This window comes from Sorangium sp. So ce834, assembly GCF_051521425.1.
GTDB classification, from domain to species: domain Bacteria; phylum Myxococcota_A; class Polyangia; order Polyangiales; family Polyangiaceae; genus Sorangium; species Sorangium cellulosum_D.
In genome coordinates this window covers 13,703,882-13,722,633 of record NZ_CP150351.1, presented here as the reverse complement: position 1 = coordinate 13,722,633, position 18,752 = coordinate 13,703,882, and the positions used below count along the sequence as shown (strand labels likewise).

The window sequence follows — 18,752 nt, the reverse complement described above, 5'->3', positions numbered from 1 at the left end:
ACGAGGCCATGCGGGACCCCAGGTGGCAGCAGAACCGGCGCATTCTGCTGATCGACGACAACGAGGCCATCCACGAGGATTTCCGCAGGATCCTCCGGTCCGACGCGGAGGCGTCGACCTTCGATAGCCTCGAGTCGGCGCTGTTCCGCGAGGCGCCCGGCCGGCGGCCGGTGAGGTTCGAGCTCACGACCGCGACCCAGGGCGCCGAGGGGCTGGAGAAGGTCCGCGAGGCGCGGCAGCGCGGCGCGCCGTACGCCCTCGCCTTCGTCGACGTGCGCATGCCGCCGGGGTGGGACGGCATCGAGACGCTCTCGCGCATCTGGCAGGAGGACGGCGCCATCCAGGCGGTCATCTGCTCGGCGTACTCGGATTACTCCTGGGAGGAGATCTCCACCCGGTTCGGGAACACCGACAACCTGCTCATCCTCGCCAAGCCGTTCGACCCGAACGAGGTCCGGCAGATGGCCTACGCGCTCACCGAGAAGTGGAACCAGCGCCGCGCCCTGTCCGAGGCGAACCACAAGGTGTCGGCGCAGTACACGGTGACGAGGATCCTGGTCGAGTCGACGACGCTGTCCGAGGGCATCCTCGCGCTCCTCGGCGCGCTCGGGGAGACGCTCGGCTTCCGGTTCGGCGCCCTGTGGCTCGGCGACGGCGAGAGCGGCGGCCTGCGCTGCGAGCACACCTGGAGCGCCGCGCCCGACGACGCGGCCGCGCTCGAGGCGGCGACCCGGGGCGCGCGGCTCGCCCTCGACGCGGGGCTGCCCGGCCGCGCGCTCGCCCAGGGGGAGCCGACCTGGTTCTGCGACCTCGACGCGGTCGAGGACGACCCGCGCGCGCAGGCGGCGCGCGGCGCCGGCCTCCGCTTCGCGGTCGAGCTCCCCATCGCGGTCCGCGCCGACGCGCAGGTCGCGGCCGTGCTGGAGCTCATGGACGCCGAGCCGCGCGAGCCCGACCCGGGGCTGCTCGACGTGCTGCTCGCGATCGCCGCCAAGGCCGGCCACTTCATCGGCAGCAAGCGCGTCGAGGCCGCCCTGCGCCGGAGCGAGGCGAACAACCGCGCGCTGCTCTACGCCATCCCCGACACGATCCTCCGGCTCAGCAGCGACGGCGTCTGCCTCGACTTCAAGGCGTCCCGGGAGTCGAGGCCGTCGCTCCGCGCCGAGGATTTCCTGCACCGGCGCGTCGCCGACGTGTTCCCCGCCCGCGTCGCGGAGCAGATCACCGAGCTCGTCGGCCGGGCGCTCGCCGACGAGGCGACGCACGTCTTCGAGTACCAGGAGCAGCTCCGCGAGGGCACGCGCGACTACGAGGTCCGGATCGCCGGCAGCGACCGCGCCGAGGCGGTCGTGATCGTGCGGGACGTCACCGAGCGCAAGCGCGCCGCGGCGGAGACCGAGGCGCGGCGCGCCCGCGAGGAGGCGCTGCGGGCGCAGAACGAGATCCTCGCGGCCCTGTCGACGCCGCTCATCCCCATCAGCGACGACATCGTCGTGATGCCGCTCGTCGGCGCCCTCGACACGCAGCGGGCGCGCCGCGTGCAGGAGACGCTGGTCCGCGGCGTCGCCTCGCGCCGCGCGCGCGTCGCGATCCTCGACATCACCGGGGTGCCGCGGATCGACGGCCAGTGCGCCGACGAGCTCCTGCGCGCCGCCACCGCGGTGCGCCTGCTCGGCTCGGAGGTGATCATCACGGGCCTGAGCCCCGACGTGGCCAGGACGCTCGTCGAGCTCGGCGTCGACATGAGCGGGATCGTCACGCACAACACCCTGCAGAACGGCATCGCCTCGGCGATGACGTCCGCGGACGCCCGCGGCAGGCCGAGGCGGCGCCGCGCGCGGCGGCGCAGGTAGCGGCGGCGGCCGCGCGCCGCCGGCCGCTCACGGCCCCGCCGCGCGCCCGGCGGCGGCGCCCCCGAGCCGCACCGGGAGCTCGAGCGTGAAGGTGGCCCCGCGCCCCACGCCGTCGCTCTCCACCGACAGCACCCCGCTCATCTCCTCGGCGGCGAGCGCGCAGCTGTGCAGCCCGAAGCCGTGGCCGCCCCGGCGCGTCGTGAAGCCGTGGGAGAAGATCCGGGTCAGGTGCTCTTTCGCGATGCCCACCCCCGTGTCCTGCACGCAGATCCGCACCGCGCCGTCCCTGCCCGCCCCGCGCGCCTCGATCCGCAGCGTGAGCTCGTGCTCCCTGCCGGGCAGCTCGTCCATCGCGAGCTTCGCGTTGCTGATGAGGTTCATCAGGATCTGCAGGAGCTTGTGCTTGTCGACGTAGACCGGGCGCGGGCACGCGAGCTCTCTCACGACCTTGAGGTGCGGGCGCGAGAGCGCCGCGTCGTTCATCCGGAGGGCGTCCTCCACGAGCTCCGAGAGCTGCACCGGCTCGACCACCGTGGTGGTGCCCGCGTAGGTCTGCTGCGTCCGGACGATGTCCTTGATGTGGTCGACGCTCTTTCCGAGCTGATCCACGTAGCGCAGGATGCGCCGCCGATCGCCCTCCAGCGCGGCGGACAGCGCCTCCAGGTAGGCGATGAGGTGCCGCCCGCGCTCGTCCTCGGTGAGGAACCGCCCGGGGTCCTCCCGGTGGCTCGCCAGGAGCTGCGCCGCCCGCTCGAGCTTCTCCAGCTTGAGGCCGCCGAGCTCCTCCGCGATGAGCTTGGCCGACACGTTGACGGTGTTCAGCACGTTGCCGATGTTGTGCACCACGTTCGTGGCGATCTCCGCCATGCCGGCGCGCCGCGCCGTGTCGAGGACCTGGCGCTGGGCCGCCGCGAGCTCCGCCGTCCGCTCGACGACCCGCTGCTCCAGCGCCTCGTTTAGCTGCCTGAGCTGCTCCTCGCTCGCCTTCAGCGCCGCCTCCGCGCGGCCGCGCTCGGCGAGCTCGACCTGGAGCCGGTCGTTGGCCACGAGGAGCTCCGCGGTCCGCTCCGCCACGCGCCGCTCCAGCTCGCCCTTGGCGCGCTCCAGATCCTCGTTGAGGACCTGCACCGTCTCCCGGAGCTGCTGCTCGCGGGCCGCCCGGTCCGAGACGTCCGCGTACGCCTGCTGGAGCCGGTCCTGCCGCGCCAGGGTGACCCCGAGCAGGTGCTGGAAGGCGTCTCGCAAGTGTTTGATTTGTTTTATTTTTCCGGCAGGGCTGAGCTCCCCGGAGACGTCGCCCGAGGCGTAGCGCGCGGCGTCCGCGGCGAGGCGCTCGATGGGGCGCACGATCTCGCGGCTCAGGAGCCAGCCGAAGGTCAGCGCCAGGAGGATGCTGCCGCCCACGCCCACGGCGAGCCCGATCAGCGCGCGCTGCTTGAGCGTGCGCTCCCTCGCCTCGAGCTCGCTCAGCGCCTCCTTGTGCTGCGCCTGGCCCGCCCGCGCGCTCGAGAGGAGCACGAAGGTCAGCTCCTGGGCCTCGCCGTAGAACACCGACGTCGCCCGCGCCGCGTCGCCCTCCTGCATCGCGTCGAAGATCGCCGCGTGCTGCGCGTCGAGCTCCGCGTACACCGCGCCGAGGTGCTGCCACAGCTGCTCTTGCTGCGAGCCCAGCTCGCCCCGCGCGCGGTTGAAATGGACGAGCGTCTGGTCCCGGCGGGACGCGTCATCGCTCGTGTACAGCGAGACGTCGAACCCGCGCAGCGCCTGCCCGACGGCCTCGCGCTGGGTGATCACCGCGAGCTCCATGTCCTGCAGGTCGACGAGATCGCCGAGGAGGGAGAGCTGCTGCGCGGAGATCCGCGAGAGCGTCGCGTTCACCAGGGGGAGGAAGACCGCCAGCGCGACCGCCACCGTCAGGAGCGGGGCGAACGAGAGCAGCGTGCGGTGGCGGATGTCCACGGAGGCCTCTGCCGGACGAGGATGCCGGGGGGATCGAGCGCGTCAAGGCGCGCCCGCGCCGCCGTCCCGCGCAGGCTCGCCAGCCCTCCGTCCAGCCTCCAGTCCAGCCCCCGCCGGCCCCTCTTCGCCGCCCCCCCCGGCCCCGATCGGGCGCGCCGATCCTCGCGCGCCGCGGCCGCTCAGCGCATCCGCGCGCCGGCGCCGCTCACCCCTTGCCGGTCTGCGCGGTGTGCTTGGCGTGTTTGTCCAGCGCGGCGAGGACGCGGTCGTAGTCGGGCGGCAGCTCGACCGGCGGGTTGGCGAGCCGGCTCGTCACGTCCGGGAGCGCGCGCTCGTGGTATTTCACCTTGAACTCCGTGAACTTGAGGCCGTTCGCGGTCGAGACCACGACGACCCGCTGGCGCTTCTCGACGAGGCCCTTCTTCACGAGCTTCTCCAGCGCGGCGAGGGCGACCGCCGTGTGCGGGCAGGTGTACATCCCGGTCCGGTCGGCGCGCGCCGCCGCGTCGCAGAGCTCGTCCTCGGTCACCTCCTCCGCGACCCCGTTCATCGCCTGGAGCGCCAGCATCGCCCGCGGCGCGCTCACCGGGTTGCCGATCTGGATCGCGCTCGCCAGCGTCTCGCCCGCCTTCATCGGCACGACCTCGCTGCGCCCCTCGGCCCACGCCCGGTAGAGCGGGTTGGCCCGCGCCGACTGCGCCACGCACAGGCGCGGGAAGCGCGTCGTCAGGCCGAGGTCCTTCAGCATCTTGAAGCCGGCGTAGAGCGCGTAGGCGTTGCCCAGGTTGCCGCTCGGCAGGATGACCCAGTCGGGCAGCGTCCAGTCGAACTGCTGCACGATCTCGATGGCCACGGTCTTCTGCCCCTCGAGGCGCAGCGCGTTCATCGAGTTCGCCAGGTAGACCACGCCGTCGGCCGAGAGCCGCTGCACGATGGCCATGCAGCCGTCGAAGTCCGTGTCGAGCGAGAGCACCAGCGCCCCCGACGCGATCGGCTGGACCAGCTGCGCCATCGACACCTTGCCCCGCGGCAGCAGCACGACGACGGGCAAACCGGCCGCGGCGCCGTACGCCGCGAGCGAGGCCGACGTGTCCCCCGTCGACGCGCACGCGATCGCGCGCACCTCGAGGCCCTCGCGGATCGCCTTGTTCACCACCGAGACGAGCACCGTCATCCCGAGGTCCTTGAACGACCCCGTATGGCTGTTGCCGCAGAGCTTCACCCAGACGTCGTCGAGCCCGAGCGAGCGGCCGTAGCGATCCGCCCAGAAGAGGTTGGTGCCCCCCTCATCCATCGACACGATGGCCTCGTCCGGGACCTGGGGCGCGACCCACTCCCGCTTGCCCCAGACCCCGGAGCCGTAGGGCCACACCGTGCGCTTGTAGCGCTCGTCGAAGAGCTTCATCCACGTCGCGGGGCTCCGGTCGCGGAGCGCGTCGATGTCGTGGGCGACGTCGAGCAGGCCGCCGCAGGTCGGGCAACGGTAGAGGGGCTGCGTCAGCGGGTAGCTGCCGGGACAGCCGGTCAGACATCGGAATGCAGCAGTGTAGGCCATGGCAATACGGATCTCCTGGGTGGCGGGAAGCGCCCGCGGGAGGTGGTGTTCGGTTCAGTCGAAGCGTGGGGCTTCCATGCCGAGCCGCCTATAGAAGTAGATCGCGGCGTTCCTGGCAAACGATCCCTGCGGGACGTAGACGTCGTCCGGCTCGGGGAGCGGCTGGTCCGCCGAGAGCGGCCCGCCCCGCTCGCCGGCGAGGCGCTCGAGGTCCTCGAGGAACGCCTCCATCGAGGGATAGCGGTTCTCCGGGCGCTTGCGGATCGCCTTCAGGATCACGGACTCGAGCAGCGGGTCGATGCTCTTGCGCTTCTCGGAGGGGCGGGGCGGCGGGGTCACGAGCTGCCGGGCGAGGAGCTCGGACTGCTCCGAGCGCGGGAACGGGAGCTCGCCGGTGAAGGTCCGGAACATGACGACGCCGAGCCCGTAGACGTCGGTGCGGGCGTCGGGCCTGTCGCTCACGACCTGCTCGGGCGCCATGTACTCGAGCGTGCCCACCGCGGTGCCGGTCGCCGTGATGTGATCGGCGTCCTGGATCTTCGCCAAGCCGAAATCGAGCACCTTGACCGCGTACGGGTCGCCCTGCGCGCCGACGAGGTAGAGGTTGTCGGGCTTCACGTCGCGGTGGATGATCCCGACCCGGTGCGCGGCGGCGAGCCCGGACGCGGCCTGGGAGAGCACCGGGATGGCGAGGTCCGCGTCCATGCGGCGCTCGCGCCGGAGCCAGTCGCCGAGCGACTCGCCGAAGAGGTACTCCATGACGATGTACGGCGCGCCGTCGGCGGCGCGCGTGCCGGCGTCGAGCACCTTGACGATGTTCGGGTGCCCGATCTTCGCCGCGCTCTGCGCCTCGCGGACGAACCGCTCGCGCGTCCGCTCCGCCCGGGCCGCGAACGCCTCCAGCACCTTGATCGCGACCGGCTGCCCGGTCTCGATCTCGATCGCGAGATAGACGCGCGCCATCGCCCCCTTGCCGAGGTAGCCGCGCACCTCGTAGCGCTCCCCGAGGATCGTCCCGCGCAGCCGGGTCGGCTTGTACCGGAACAGGTCGACGCGCCGCGCCTCGGCGAGCTCCGCGCCGTCGTACGGGCAGAACCGATGGCCCGCGTCGTACTCCCGGTGGCAGCGCGCGCAGAACATGGCCCCGCTTCGAATAGCGCCCCGCGCTCCGGCCACGCAAGCGCTCCGCGCGCGCCGCGCTCACGCCGCCTTGCGGGGCGAGCGCCCCGTCAGCTTGGTGTAGACGTGATAGCCGAGCCAGCGGATCGGCTCGGGCGGGACGCCCCCGAGCGGGTACATGTAGAAGGGCAGGTCCCGCCACCGCGCGTCGTCGCCCGCGTAGATGTCGCAGAGCACGCGGCCCGCGAGGTTGCCGAGCGTCACGCCGTGGCCGCTGTAGCCGAGCGCGTAGTACACGTTCCGGTGCTCGCCGCGCACCCCCATGCTGCAGATCCGGCTCATCGTGATGCCGAGCGTGCCCGTCCAGCGGTGCGCGATCCGGACCCGCTCGGCCGCGGGGAAGTAGCCGACCAGCCGGCGCCGGATCGCCTCGAACGCCTTCCCGGCCGAGTCGGGTGAGCCGGGGTAGGACATCCGGTTCCCGTAGAGGTAGGCGTACGCCGCGTTGCTCCCCCCGCCGAACACGAGCTCGCCGGCCGGGGTCATGCTGGCGTACGCGATCCGGTCGTGGTCGTCGCTGAAGCCGGCGACCTGCCCCCAGCCGAGCGCGGCGCGCGCCTCGGCGTCGAGCGGCTCGGTCGCGATCACGTGCGAGTGCAGCGGGAAGATGCCGGTCTTGAAGTAGCCGAGCCGCGGCGTGTAGCCGTTCGTGGCGAGCACGATGGCCGAGGCCCGGACGACCCCGCCCGGCGTGGTCAGCTCGATCGTGCGCCCCTCCCGGATCCGGAGCACCGGTGTGTCCTCGTGGAGGGCGACCCCCCACCCGAGGAGCAGCGGGCGCAGGCTGCGCAGCAGGTCGACCCCGTTGAGCTGCCCCTCGGTCGCGTCCAGCACGGCCCCGGCCGCCCCGCGGACGCCGAGCCGCTCCGCCAGCGCCGCGCCGCCCAGGTACTGTAGCGGAATGCCCCACCCGGCGAGCAGCTCGACCCGCGCGTGCGCCGCCTCGGCCCGGCGCGCGTCCGTGAGGACCTCCATGCAGCCGTCGCGCCGGTAGCGCACCGGGAGATTGTGCTCCTGGATCATCCCGACGATGCCGTCGATGCCCGCGCGCGTCGCGTCGTAGACGCGGCGCGTGAGCTCCGGCTCGCGGGTGCTCACGCCGTTAATCCAGTTCAGCATCATCCCCCCGTTGCGCCCGCTCGCGCCGTTGGCGAGGTGGCGCGCCTCGAGGATCATGACGCGGAGGCTCGGAAACCGGCGGATTAGATGGTATGCCGTGGAGACGCCGGTGAACCCGCCCCCGACGATGGCCACATCGGCCGCCGCGTCCCCGCGGAGCGGCGGGGCGGGCTCATAGCCCGGCCCCGCCTCGCTCCACACGGAGCGAGCGGAATCGATGTGCGTGCGCGTGTCGACGAGAGCTGCCTGGGTCACGATGATTACCTATCAGATGAACGCTCCGTCTGGCACCATGGACCCCAGGAGCCCTGCTTGAAGCGACGTGTCCGGCTCTGCATGAAGGATCTCTTCCACCAGGACGTGGTGGAGATGATCGAGCGCGAAACCCGCAAATACCAGATCTGGTCGATCGAGGACCCTTCCGACCCGGACTTCGACACGGCGTATCAGATCCTCTGGGACTGCTTCGGTCCTCATGGGGAGATGGAGCGCAAGGAGGCGATCCACGCGTTCCTGCGCGACGACCCGTTCACGCCCGAGCCGTCGGGCACGTACATGCGCTACTTCCTGCTCGTGGCGCGAGACGCGGACGGAAAGGTGCGAGGCGTGCGCGACGGCACCGTGCTCGTCAATCCGGCGTACGCGCCGGATCTCTGCGTCATCTACCTCGCCCACATCTTCATGATCCCCGAGGCGCGCGGGACGGTGCTGTCGTACTGGCTGCGCATCGCCCCGGTCGAGCTCGCCATGCAGTACCTCGCCGACCTCCACGCGATGGGGAAGATCACGCTCCCCGCGCCCTCGGCCCCCGGCAAGTACTTCGGGATGAACCTCGATCTCGCGGCCGAGGTCGAGTACTTCACGCCCGAAGAGCGCCTGTCGTGGCAGCGCATCCTGTTCTACGGCCGCGGCGGGTTCGACGCGATCAACCCGCGCCATTTCCCCTACCGCCAGCCCGACTTCCGCGATCCCGAGGAGATCCGGGCGACGGGCGACCAGCCCTCTCCGTTCATGGTCCTCGTCCGGCGCATGGGCCGCGAACGGCAGGCGCAGCTGCCGATCGACGAGGCGCGGGCGCTCATGCGGCTGCTCTACGACGATTTCGCGGATCACTGCGCGCCGCACCTGCTCGAGAACAGCCTCCAGCTCGTGCTCGACCGGCTGGAGGAGCGGGCGAAGCGGAAGAGCTTCGTCGAGCTCCTGCCGCTGCCGACCGGGCCGAAGGACGTGCACCGGCTGAAGCCGCTCTTCCGGTACAACGTGTTCACGAAGTACTACCCGGAGAGCCCCGACATCCGCGGCTACCTGAACAGCGGCATCCGCGAGCGGCTGAGCGCGAACCCGCGCTACCTCGACGAGGAGCTCGCCCGCATCGCGCGCGAGCTGGAGGCCCGCCCGCCGTACGTCTACGGGAGCCGGGACAAGAGCGCGACCTGGGAGGGCACGCCGCTGTCGCCGGGGTCGGAGCCGCCCCCGTCCGAGGGCGCCGACGCGGGCGAGATCACCCGCGAGCTGCCGGCGCCGCCCGGGGCCGCGACGCCGCAGTGAACGAGCGGGCGCGAGCGCGCCCCGGAGACCCCCCTCCCTCATGAACGTATTCGCTGCCGCGCCCGTCCCCGTCGCGTCGATCCTCTGGCAACCCTCCGCGGGCTCGTGGGTGCTCACCGTCGTCTGCAAGGCGACGTTCCTGCTCCGCCCCGGCGAGTCGCCGCTCGCCCCCGACCAGGAGGCGCCGACCCCTCACGACGCGGCGTGGGAGGACGCGCCGTCGAGGAGCCTGCAGTCGGCGAGCGATCTCGCGCCCGCGAAGCCGCGCGCCGACGTCGTGCTCGTCGGCTTCGCGTTCGCTCCGGGCAAGGCGCCGGCGCGCTCGCTGGTGGCCAGGCTCGCCGTGGGCGACCTGGACAAGTCGATCGAGGTGTGGTGCGACCGCATCTTCTCCCAGGACGGGACGCTCCACGAGGGGCCGCCGTTCGCGCAGATGCCGCTGGTCTACGAGCGCGCGGCGGGGGGACCGGGCTCGTGGAACCCGGCCGGGGTGAGCGCCGCCTCGCGGAACGCCTACGGGCAGGTCGCCGTGCCCAACCTCCAGCCGCCGGGGCTGCTCGTCTCGGATCCGAGCAAGGCGATCGAGCCCACGGGCTTCGGTCCGATCGCCCCGACGTGGCCGTCGCGCGTCGAGAAGCTCGGCCGTCACGCGGCCGGCTGGTCGCACCGCGACTGGAGCCGCAGGCCGCTGCCCGCCGGGCTCGACCCCGCCTACTTCAACATCGCCCCGCCCGATCAGCAGCTCCCGTCGCTGCGGGAGGACGAGCGCCTCGTGCTCGAGAACCTCCACCCCGAGCACCCGCGCCTCGTGACCCAGCTGCCCGGCCTCCGCCCGACGGCGACCCTCGAGGGCCGGCGGGGCGGCGCTCGACCGGTGCCCATGCGCTGCGACACGCTCTGGATCGACACCGCGCGGGGGCGCTGCGCCCTCACCTGGCGCGGGCAGATCGCGCTGGAGCACCCGGAAGAGCACGGGCGCGTGGTGGTGAGCCTGGAGCCGCCGCAGGCCGCGCGCGGCGAGGCCGAGAGGTCCGTGCCCCCCCCGAGCTCCGGGCTCGTCGCGCCGCGCCCCCCGAGCACGTCGCAGACGCAGCTCCCCGGGCTGCGCTCCGAGCACGCTCCGGTGCTGCCGTGGAAGACGGAGGAGCGCGGGGCCGACAGCGCGCCCCACTCGAGCCCCCCGAGCGGCGGGCTCCCGTTCCGCGCGCCCGCGGGCGACCTCGGGGCGTTGATGGCGGGGTCCGTGGCGCGGTGGTCCCCGCCGTCACCGCCGGCCGGCCCGCTCGAGCAGGCGCCGGCCGCGCCGCCGCCCCCCGCCATGGCGCCGCTCGGGAGCCGAAGCCTCTGGGGAACGAACGACGGGCCGCCGGCGATGACGGTGGGCCAGAAGTTCGGGGCGGCCGAGAGCGCGGCCCGCGCCTCGCAGCCCGCCCCGGCCGAGGACGAGCGCCCCTCGAGGGCCAGGGCGTCGCCGCCGAGGCCCGCGGCCGACGACATCGTCGAGCTCCTCTGGTTCGATCCCGCCGCGCTGCCGCGCGTCCGCGCTCGGTGGAGCGACCTGATCCTCGAGCTCGACTTCGAGGAGCTCGACCCCCGCCACGACCTGCCGGCCGACGACGCGGCCGCGGCCAAGGACCGCCACGACGTGCTCGGCGTGCTCACCGACGGGTCGCCGATCGAGCCGGGCGGCGTGCCGCAGGCGCTCCTCGCGTCGATCGGCGACAGGCGGCGGTTCACGCCGCCGCTCGTGCTCGTGACCGGCGAGGCGCGGTTCCCGTTCGACGAGGTCGAGGCGCTCAAGGCCACCGTCGCCGTGGTCGCGCCGCTCGCGGGCCCCGACAAGCAGCTGAAGGACGCCCTCGACTCCATCGGGGAGCTGCTCAAGTCGCCTTACCTCCAGAGCTCGACCGGCGTCGTGGACCGGCTGAACCAGCAGCTGAAGGAGCTCCTCGCCCAGTCGAGCCGCTCGTTGCCGGCGGGCCAGATCGAGGCGCACACCGAGCGGCTCCTGCTCGAGCAGCGGCGCTACCAGACCCGCAGGGTGCTCGGCGACGCGTGGATCCGCGCGCTGCTCGCGGCGGGCGGGCAGGGCGCGCTGCCGCTCTACCTGCCGAAGGCCCTGGAGCACCGGCTGCCCCTGATGACGAGCCTGAAGGTGCGCGTCCTCGCGGAGGCGCACCTCCGGCAGGATCAGCTCGAGCCGAGCCGCTACGCGCTCAAGGCGCTCGCGCTCGGGCGGGTCTTCACCGCGGACGAGCTGCGGCCTGCGCGCTCGTCGGACTGAGGTCAGTCGAGCGGCTCCGTCGGCGCGACGTCGCGCGCGCCGACGAGCGGGAGCACCTCGACGATGAGCCGCTGCTGCGCCTCGAGGAGCTGCCGCTTCACGTCGCCGCCCGCCGAGGAGAAGCGCAGGTGCACGACGAACCTGGGGCCGTCCTCGTAGATGCGCGCCGCCGCCTCCGGCGTGAGCTTGCCGCCGACGTAGTCGCCGTGATGGTGGCTGTCCGAGATCGCCCACACCGACGGCCACCGCTCGTCGAGCCGCCGGAGCATCTCGTCCTGGGAGAGCTCGCTCTCGAAGGACCACGCGAGCGTCGTGCTTGCCGTCTTGCCCATATCACCTCTCCTCAGCGGCCGCCGTCCCGCGGATCGGTCGAGACGCCCGCCCCGCCCGCGCCGGCCGTCCCGGCGCTGCCGGCCGGCGCCTGCGGTGCAGCGGGAGGCGCCGCGCCGACCGCGTTGGGACCTCGATAGATCGTCGGGAAGTTGCCGTTCGGCTCTCGCGGGCCGTTGAGCTTGAAGTCGAAGCCGCCGTTGCTCGGGTTGGGCTCACCGTAGATCTCCACGTTCCACCGCTCCGCCAGCGCGTTGAGCTTGCTCCCGAGCGACGTGTTGGAAAGCCCCGGCTTCCCCTCCGGGTTCAGCGCGCTCGGCGCCTCGCCGTTCTTGAAGATGCCGTATTTGGCGTTGTACGGCGCGCCCGCCTGCTGCGCCTGGACCAGCGCCTGATCGCTGTGGATCGCGAAATCGGTGTCCGATTTGGACGACCAGAACCCGAAGGGCTTGTCCGGGTTGCCCTTGAACCCGTCCGTGGCCGAGCCGAGCTGCTGCACCGTCGCGTCCGTGATGCCCTCCGACTCGAAGACGTTCCTGATGTCCGACTGCAGCCGGTCGAACTGCGCGCGATCCTTGTACGTGAGCGGGACGCGCTGGCCGTCGGCGTCGCCCTCGACGGCCAGCTTGAGCCGCTCGGGGGTCGTGTTCGGGTGCTCCAGCTCGCCCCGCTGCACCCGCTCGTAGGCCGCGCGGTTCTCGGCGATCCTCGCGTCGAGCTTGGCGGCCGCCGCGGGATCCGCCGCGGGCCCCGCGGCCATCTGCTCGTCGGTCCAGGCGCGCGCCCGGGCGACCTCCTCCGGGCTCGGCGGCCCCCTCCGCCCGAGCGGGACCTCCTCCGCGGCGGGCGGGCGGATCCATCCGAGCCGCTCGCCGAGCTTCGCGGCGCCGATGCCCCCGAGGAGGCTGCCGCCGAACTCGCCGAGGATCTCGCCGACGCGCGCGGCGCGCTCGCCGAAGAGGCCGCCCACCGCCTCGCCCACGTGGGCGCCGACGAACGCGCCGGCCAGCGAGCCGGCGAGCCCCAGCCCCGCGACGACGACGCCGGCGCCCACGCCCGTCAGGACGAGCGCGGCCCCGCCCGCGATCAGCGCGGTCCATCGCAGGGTCGTCAGGAGCCACGACGGCACCTCCTCCTCGACGGGCACGAGCGTCAGCGTCTCGCCGCCGATGAACGTGTAGATAGCCGCCTGGCTGACGACGCCGCCGCACTGGGCCTTCTCGGTCCTGCGGCCCAGGTGCTTCCCGTTGACGAAGACCGTGGCGCTGCCCTGCGCGACCTTCTTGCCGCCGTGCTCGAGGACGTCGAGCTCCGCGCGCGCGGCGGCGCGCCCCTCGATGCGCGTGTCCGGCGATCCCGTCGCGATCTCCCCGCACGGGGAGCCCTCGAACATCTTGCCGATCTCGGCGCCGGCCAGCGCCCCGCCGGCGCCGAGCCCGACGCCGCCGGCGACCGCCGCGCCGATGAGGACCGCCCCGGCGCCGCCGGTGGCCACGGAGAACAGGATCGCCCCGCCGATCGCGAGCCCGACGCACGCCCCCGCGATGAGGCCGGCCCACGCGGACGAGTGGCCGATCTCATCGCCCATCCGGGCCGCTTCGAGGGCGCTCACGGCCTCGCAGCCCTCAGCCCTGGCCCAGCTTCACGCTCGCGAGGATGCGATCGAACACCGGGTTCAGCCGCGCGGCCTCGCTCTTCGGCATGGTCGCGGTGAAGCTGAGCACCGTCGGCTTGCGCCCCCCGACGAACACGAGCCGCTGCTCGATCGGCCCGCTCTGCCCCCGCCACGCGAACCGGATCTCCACGGCCGGCTGACCGCCGAGCGTGATCTCCTGCCGCGCGTAGAGCTGGAAGCCGTCGAGCCGCTGGGCCATCTCGACGAGCTGCCGGTCGCCGTAACGCCGGATGTCCTCGCCCGCGGCCAGCGTGTCCCGCGTCATGACCAGGTTGGAGATCATCCCCTGGCCGGGCTTCGCCGGCGCGGCGAAGACCACCACCGAGCGGTCCTCCCAGTCGCGCGGCACGTCGAAGGACACCTCGGTGTGTTCATAACGCGGCATCGTTTCCGTCTCCACGCTGCGAGGCGCAGCGCTCGCTCTCCGACATCCAGCGGGCCCCGGGCGTCACGGCTCCACCTTGGCGAAGCCGCCCTGGAGGTCGCCGCGGTAGAGGGCCACGCCCTGCATCGACAGCGCCCCTGCGTACGCCCGCTCCGCGGGCGCGCCCGAGGCCTCGGTCGCCTGCGCCGCGGTCTTCACCGCCGCGCCGTTCACCGACCGCGGCGCCGCCGCGGTCCGCAGCGCCAGGAATTGCGCCACCTGCCCGCCCGCGCCGCCGACGTGGAAGATGCCGGCCGCGCTGCCCGCGTTCACGAGCGTCCCGATGTCGCCCGCGCTCAGGCCGCCGAGCGCGGGCAGCGGCGCCGTGAGCACCGGACCGAGCACGTCCAGCGTCGACGGCAGCGAGGCGAGGCTCTCCCCCTTCGCGAGCCGGAAGAGCTCCAGGGCGCCGCTCCCCGTCGCCACGAGCGCGGCGAGCGACGCCGAGGGCGCGCGCACCGCCTCCTGGATCGCCGCGCCGGCGGCGGGCCCGATCTGCAGGGACGCCGGGGCCGTGGCCGGGGTGAGCGGCGGCGAGGAGACGGCGCGGTCGAGCCGCAGCGCCGCGCCCTCCACCTCGACGTCCTCGATGCCCCCCGGCGCCTCGACGGCGCCGCCGCCGCGCATCACCTCGGCCGGCGCGCTCGTCTCGCCGCCGCCGCCCGGCCGCCCCGGCGCGCTCGGCGCCCTGGCCTTGCCGATCGTCGCCACCGCGGGCGCCTTCGCGGACGTGGTGTTGATGAGCACGTTCGGCCCGCCGTCGATCTGCACCTCCGCGCCGGACAGCTTGAGCAACCCGCCCGCCGAGATCTCGAGCTTGCCCTGCGCGTCGATGAAGATGCCCTCCGGCGTGATCTTGATCGACGCGACGCCGTTCGTGATCTGGACGGTCTTGTCCTTGTTGATCGTGTATCCGACGCCGTCGCCGACCGTGACGCTCTGGCTGTCGCCGGCGTCGACCGAATCCGAGGTGCGCACGATCGACGTGCGGCCCTCGCCGATCTGGTTGATCTGCTGCTCGCCGATCGTGTGGCTCTGGCTCTTGACGACGTTGACGCTCTGGCTCCCCCCGACGGTGACGGCGTCGGCGCCGGTCACGCTGGCCGAGCGGTTGGAGAGCACGGTCGAGCGCTGATCCCGCTTGATGATCTCGGTGTAGTCGCGCTGCGCCTGCACGTGGATGAGCTCGCGCCCCGCGGCGTCGTCGAAGGAGAGCTCGTTGAACCCGCCCGAGCCCGGGGAGGAGTCGCTCTTCCAGCCGCTCTTTGTCTTCTCGGCGGGCAGCGTGTAAGGCACGCGCGTCGTGCTGTTGAAGACGCGGCCCACGATCACCGGCCGGTCGGGGTCGCCGTCGAAGAAATCGACGAGGACCTCCTGCCCGACGCGGGGGATGGCCATGAGCCCGTAGCGGCTCCCGGCCCAGCCCTGGCTGACGCGGATCCAGCACGAGCTCGCGTCGCTGAACCGCCCCTCGCGGTCCCAGTGGAACTGCACGCGCACGCGGCCGAACTCGTCGGTGTGGATCTCCTCGCCCGGGGGGCCGACCACGATCGCGCTCTGCACGCCCACGACCCGCGGCTTCGGCGTCCGCCGCGCGGGGCGGTAGGGCTGCTGCGCGAACACGGCCTCGCCGGTCATGATCCACTCGCCGCTGTGATCGCCCTCGAACGTGGACGCGACGACGAGCAGCGCCTGGTCCGGGGTGAGCTCCTTGCGGGGGTGCCCGCCGAGCGACAGGACGACGCCGGGGCACAGGTCGAGGGCGTTCGTGCGGTACCGGACGGAGCGCCGGCCGCCCCGCTCCCCCTCGAGGCTCCGCGCCGCGAGCGCCTCCGCCTCCTTCATGTCGACCCGCGCGACGCCCCTGTCGTCGGCGACCGGCGTGTCGCCGCCCTTGCCCGACTCGACCACGAACGCCCCTGGCGCGTAGTGGTACTGCTCGTAGCGGAGCTCCTCCTCGAGCCCCTCCCGCGCCTCGGCGAAGAGCTGATAATCGGGCCGCATCCTGAAATCGAAGTCGCGGAGGGTGACGTGGCCGGGCCGCACCTCGTGGCGCACGATCAGCTCGCTCACGTACTCGCGCCCAGACGACTGGTTCGGGTTGTCGGCGTAGGCGATGGGCGCGCCGGAGCGCGGCTCTCTCCGCTGCGGGGCGTCGCTCAGGACGAGGCGGGTGAGCTCGGCGCCCATGCGCCCGCCGTCCGCGCGGTGCGAGAAGTAAAAGGAGATGCCCGCCTCCTCGAGCAGCCGACAGAGGAACGCGTAATCGGTCTCGCCGTACTGCACGCGGTATTCATGGGCGGGGTACTTCGCGCCCAGCGCCACCTCCGGCTCGATCTCCCACTCCTTGAGCACCAGGAGCACGATCTCGGGGATCGTCATGTGCTGAAAAATGCGGTTGTTGCGCCGGAGCGTCGCCCGGAACAGCAAGGGCACGATGCGCAGCCGGTAGGTGGAGAGCCCCGTCGGCTCGGCCTGCACCTGCTCCATCTGGGCGCAGAGCCCGGCCCAGACCCGGGCGGGAACGACCGAGTGCAGGACGGTCGACTCGGCCTTGAAGGCGGCGGTCTTGCCCACGAGGCTGTCGAGATCGAGATCCTCGATCTCCGAGACGGCCAGTATCGACACCTCGAAGAGCGACGAGATCTGCTCCCGGACCGAGAACCGTCGCACCGAGAGCGATTCTTCCTTGGACGCGAACGAGAGCGAGAGGCGCGACATGGACGGATCGGCGAGCGTAGATCATGAGCTCGTCGCGATCTAGATCACGGCGCCGCTGCCCGTCGCTGCGCGCGCGCGCAGGGCGCCCGCGCGGATCTCGTTCACGGCCGCGCAGGCGGCCTCGTGGGCTTCGATCGCGCCGCGCAGCACGAGCGACCTCCCCCGTTCGGCGGCGGTCTCCTCGAGCGTCCCCTCGAGCACGCCCTCGGCGAGGCGGACGAGCGGGCCCACCTCGGCCATCCCTCGCGCGAGCGTCCGGGCCGCCGCGACGAGCCCGGACGCCGCGGGGGCGGAGCTCGCGACGGCGGCGGCCTCGTCGCAGAGCTCGTCCGCCACGGAGCCCATGTCGCGCCAGCACCCGACGGCCGCGCGCAGGCTGGCGATCGTCACGAGCGCCGAGGGGGTCGCGTGCATCGCGTCGACCGGCGCCTGCGGCCGCACCCCCGCCGCGTTCTGCGCGGCGGCGATGACCGGGGCGAGGGACAGGAGCGCGCGCTCCAGCACGCGCGTGGCCTGCTCGATGCGGACGAGGCGCTCCTGCAGGTCGGCGCTGCCGGCCGGCGCGTCGCGCTCGACGAGGTCGGAGAGGCGGCCGGCGACCTCGATGGCGAGCTGATCGAGCCCGTCGATGGTGCGCGGGTCGAAGCGGCGGGGCACGACATCGAGGACGCACAGCGAGCCGATCGCGTGCCCGCGCACGCGCACCGGCACCCCGGCGTAGGCGCGGATGCCGTAGTGCTCGACGAGCTCCTTCGGCACGCGCTCGTCGCGCAGCGCGTCCTCGACGAGGAGCGGCGCCTCGTCGCGCACGACGAGCTGGCAGAAGGAGTTGCTCCGCGAGGTCGCGCAGCTCACGGCGAGCTCCAGGGGCAGCCCGTGGTGCGCGCGCAGGAGCTGGATATGGCGGACGACGAGGCTCACGAACGCGATCGGCGCGCGCGCGAGCCTGGCGGCCCGCGTCACGCAGGCGTCGAGGATGGCGTCCGCGTCCGTGCGCAGCATGGCGCCGTGCAGCTCGGCCAGGCGGACGGGGTCGTTGAGGTCGGCCATGGCGAAAGTCTACCAGCAAAGGCCGCCGCCCCGGCGCTGCACTGCGTCGCGCCCGGCGGAACCCGGGGCGCGGGAGCATTCACCTGCGCCGGGCGGATTTGCCGGGAGCGTGCGCGGCGCCTCCCGCCCGGCGCGCGCCCGCGTTGTCGTACCGTCTTGGGGCGGGCAGAATCCGCGGGATGGCTGATCCCGCGCGAAGGCACGCTCCCGCAACGATGGCCGACCTCGAGGCGCTCCCGCCGCACATCAAGGGCGAGATCATCGAGGGCGTGCTCTACACGCAGCCGCGCCCGCGTTCCCGGCACCAGCGCGTGCTGTCGCTCATCGACCATGAGCTCCTCGACCCCTACGACCGCAGCCGCGGCGGGCCTGGTGGCTGGTGGATCCTGCCGGAGCCCGGCATCGAGCTCGAAGGCTCGCCGGAGTTCTCGCCCGACATCGCGGGATGGCGGCGCGAGCGCTTGCCCGAGCTGCCCGACGAGGAGTCCATTCGCATCGCTCCCGACTGGGTCTGCGAGATCTTCTCTCCGCGGATGCGCGCGTACACGCAGGGCACCAAGCGGCCGTTCTACGCGCGGATCGGCGTCGGCTGGCTCTGGTACGTCGATCTCGAGGCGCAGACGTTCACCTGGAGCCGGCGCCACGAGGGGAAGTGGCTGGAGCTCGGCGTGGCCGTCGGGGAGGCGCGGGTGCGCGCGGAGCCGTTCGACGCGGTGGAGCTCGACGTCGCGGAGTGGTGGACGAGCGGGCGCGCACGGGGCGCCGAGTAGACCCGGGACACGGCCTGGCGAGGGCGCGCCGACATGCTGGTTCTGCTCAAGCGATGAGTGGAATACGAAGGTGCATGAGCGGTGGCAGCGCTGGAGTCTGGCCGTCGCGAGAGTAGCCTCTTCGGCCTTCATGCCGTGGGCTCACGCGTCGTGAATCGTCCCACCGATTCCATGTCATCAGCGACGTTCGCCGTCTCGTGAGCTCACGAGAACGGCACCGCCGAACGTCGCCAGGGGCTCGGCAGAGCTACGGATAGAGCCTATGGGTTGAGCCGAAGCTCACGA

Annotated in this window: 13 protein-coding genes; 4 read left to right on the top strand and 9 right to left on the bottom strand. The window is 72.9% G+C overall.

The features are described from left to right. The first annotated feature begins 8 nt into the window (after window positions 1–8). The gene (locus tag WMF20_RS50225) at window positions 9–1,853 is read left to right on the top strand and encodes an STAS domain-containing protein (protein ID WP_437609304.1); all 1,845 of its coding nucleotides are present in this window, start codon (window positions 9–11) and stop codon (window positions 1,851–1,853) included. A 27-nt stretch (window positions 1,854–1,880) separates the two neighbouring features. On the opposite strand, the gene WMF20_RS50220 is transcribed toward WMF20_RS50225, so the two are convergent. The 4 genes from WMF20_RS50220 to WMF20_RS50205 form a co-directional block, all read right to left on the bottom strand. Continuing rightward, complete coding sequence (locus WMF20_RS50220) at window positions 1,881–3,812, bottom strand: sensor histidine kinase (RefSeq protein ID WP_437609302.1); 1,932 nt, start codon at window positions 3,810–3,812, stop codon at window positions 1,881–1,883. Between the two features lie 205 nt (window positions 3,813–4,017). After that, window positions 4,018–5,367 (bottom strand): threonine synthase, encoded by a 1,350-nt coding sequence (thrC, locus tag WMF20_RS50215; protein ID WP_437609300.1) that lies wholly within the window; start codon window positions 5,365–5,367, stop codon window positions 4,018–4,020. Between the two features lie 54 nt (window positions 5,368–5,421). Then, window positions 5,422–6,507, bottom strand: a complete 1,086-nt coding sequence (locus WMF20_RS50210) for a serine/threonine-protein kinase (protein ID WP_129580909.1) — start codon at window positions 6,505–6,507, stop codon at window positions 5,422–5,424. A 60-nt stretch (window positions 6,508–6,567) separates the two neighbouring features. After that, window positions 6,568–7,920, bottom strand: a complete 1,353-nt coding sequence (locus WMF20_RS50205; protein ID WP_437609298.1) for an NAD(P)/FAD-dependent oxidoreductase — start codon at window positions 7,918–7,920, stop codon at window positions 6,568–6,570. 57 nt (window positions 7,921–7,977) lie between these two features. Between WMF20_RS50205 and WMF20_RS50200 the strand changes: the two genes are divergently transcribed. Both WMF20_RS50200 and WMF20_RS50195 read left to right on the top strand, forming a co-directional pair. Continuing rightward, entirely contained in the window at window positions 7,978–9,213 is a 1,236-nt protein-coding gene (locus WMF20_RS50200) for a hypothetical protein (protein ID WP_237244860.1), read from the top strand. 40 nt (window positions 9,214–9,253) lie between these two features. After that, complete coding sequence (locus WMF20_RS50195; protein WP_437609296.1) at window positions 9,254–11,497, top strand: DUF2169 domain-containing protein; 2,244 nt, start codon at window positions 9,254–9,256, stop codon at window positions 11,495–11,497. Between the two features lie 2 nt (window positions 11,498–11,499). Here WMF20_RS50195 and WMF20_RS50190 read toward each other — a convergent pair whose 3' ends face one another. The 5 genes from WMF20_RS50190 to WMF20_RS50170 all read right to left on the bottom strand — a co-directional run bounded on the left by WMF20_RS50190 (window position 11,500) and on the right by WMF20_RS50170 (window position 17,697). Beyond that, window positions 11,500–11,829 carry a hypothetical protein gene (locus WMF20_RS50190; RefSeq protein WP_437609294.1) on the bottom strand — a complete coding sequence of 110 codons (330 nt, stop codon included), beginning with the start codon at window positions 11,827–11,829 and terminating at the stop codon, window positions 11,500–11,502. A gap of 11 nt (window positions 11,830–11,840) precedes the next feature. Beyond that, window positions 11,841–13,439 carry a PAAR domain-containing protein gene (locus WMF20_RS50185; RefSeq protein WP_437609292.1) on the bottom strand — a complete coding sequence of 533 codons (1,599 nt, stop codon included), beginning with the start codon at window positions 13,437–13,439 and terminating at the stop codon, window positions 11,841–11,843. A 13-nt stretch (window positions 13,440–13,452) separates the two neighbouring features. Further along, window positions 13,453–13,887: a DcrB-related protein gene (locus WMF20_RS50180; protein ID WP_129580904.1), complete on the bottom strand. Its 435-nt coding sequence runs from the start codon at window positions 13,885–13,887 to the stop codon at window positions 13,453–13,455. Window positions 13,888–13,950: 63 nt separating this feature from the next. Further along, complete coding sequence (gene tssI, locus WMF20_RS50175) at window positions 13,951–16,647, bottom strand: type VI secretion system tip protein TssI/VgrG (protein WP_437609289.1); 2,697 nt, start codon at window positions 16,645–16,647, stop codon at window positions 13,951–13,953. A 39-nt stretch (window positions 16,648–16,686) separates the two neighbouring features. Next, window positions 16,687–17,697, bottom strand: a complete 1,011-nt coding sequence (locus WMF20_RS50170) for a GAF domain-containing protein (protein ID WP_437609287.1) — start codon at window positions 17,695–17,697, stop codon at window positions 16,687–16,689. Window positions 17,698–17,912: 215 nt separating this feature from the next. Between WMF20_RS50170 and WMF20_RS50165 the strand changes: the two genes are divergently transcribed. Further along, window positions 17,913–18,467, top strand: coding sequence for a Uma2 family endonuclease (locus WMF20_RS50165; RefSeq protein ID WP_437609285.1), 555 nt, complete (start codon window positions 17,913–17,915; stop codon window positions 18,465–18,467). Window positions 18,468–18,752: the final 285 nt, after the last annotated feature.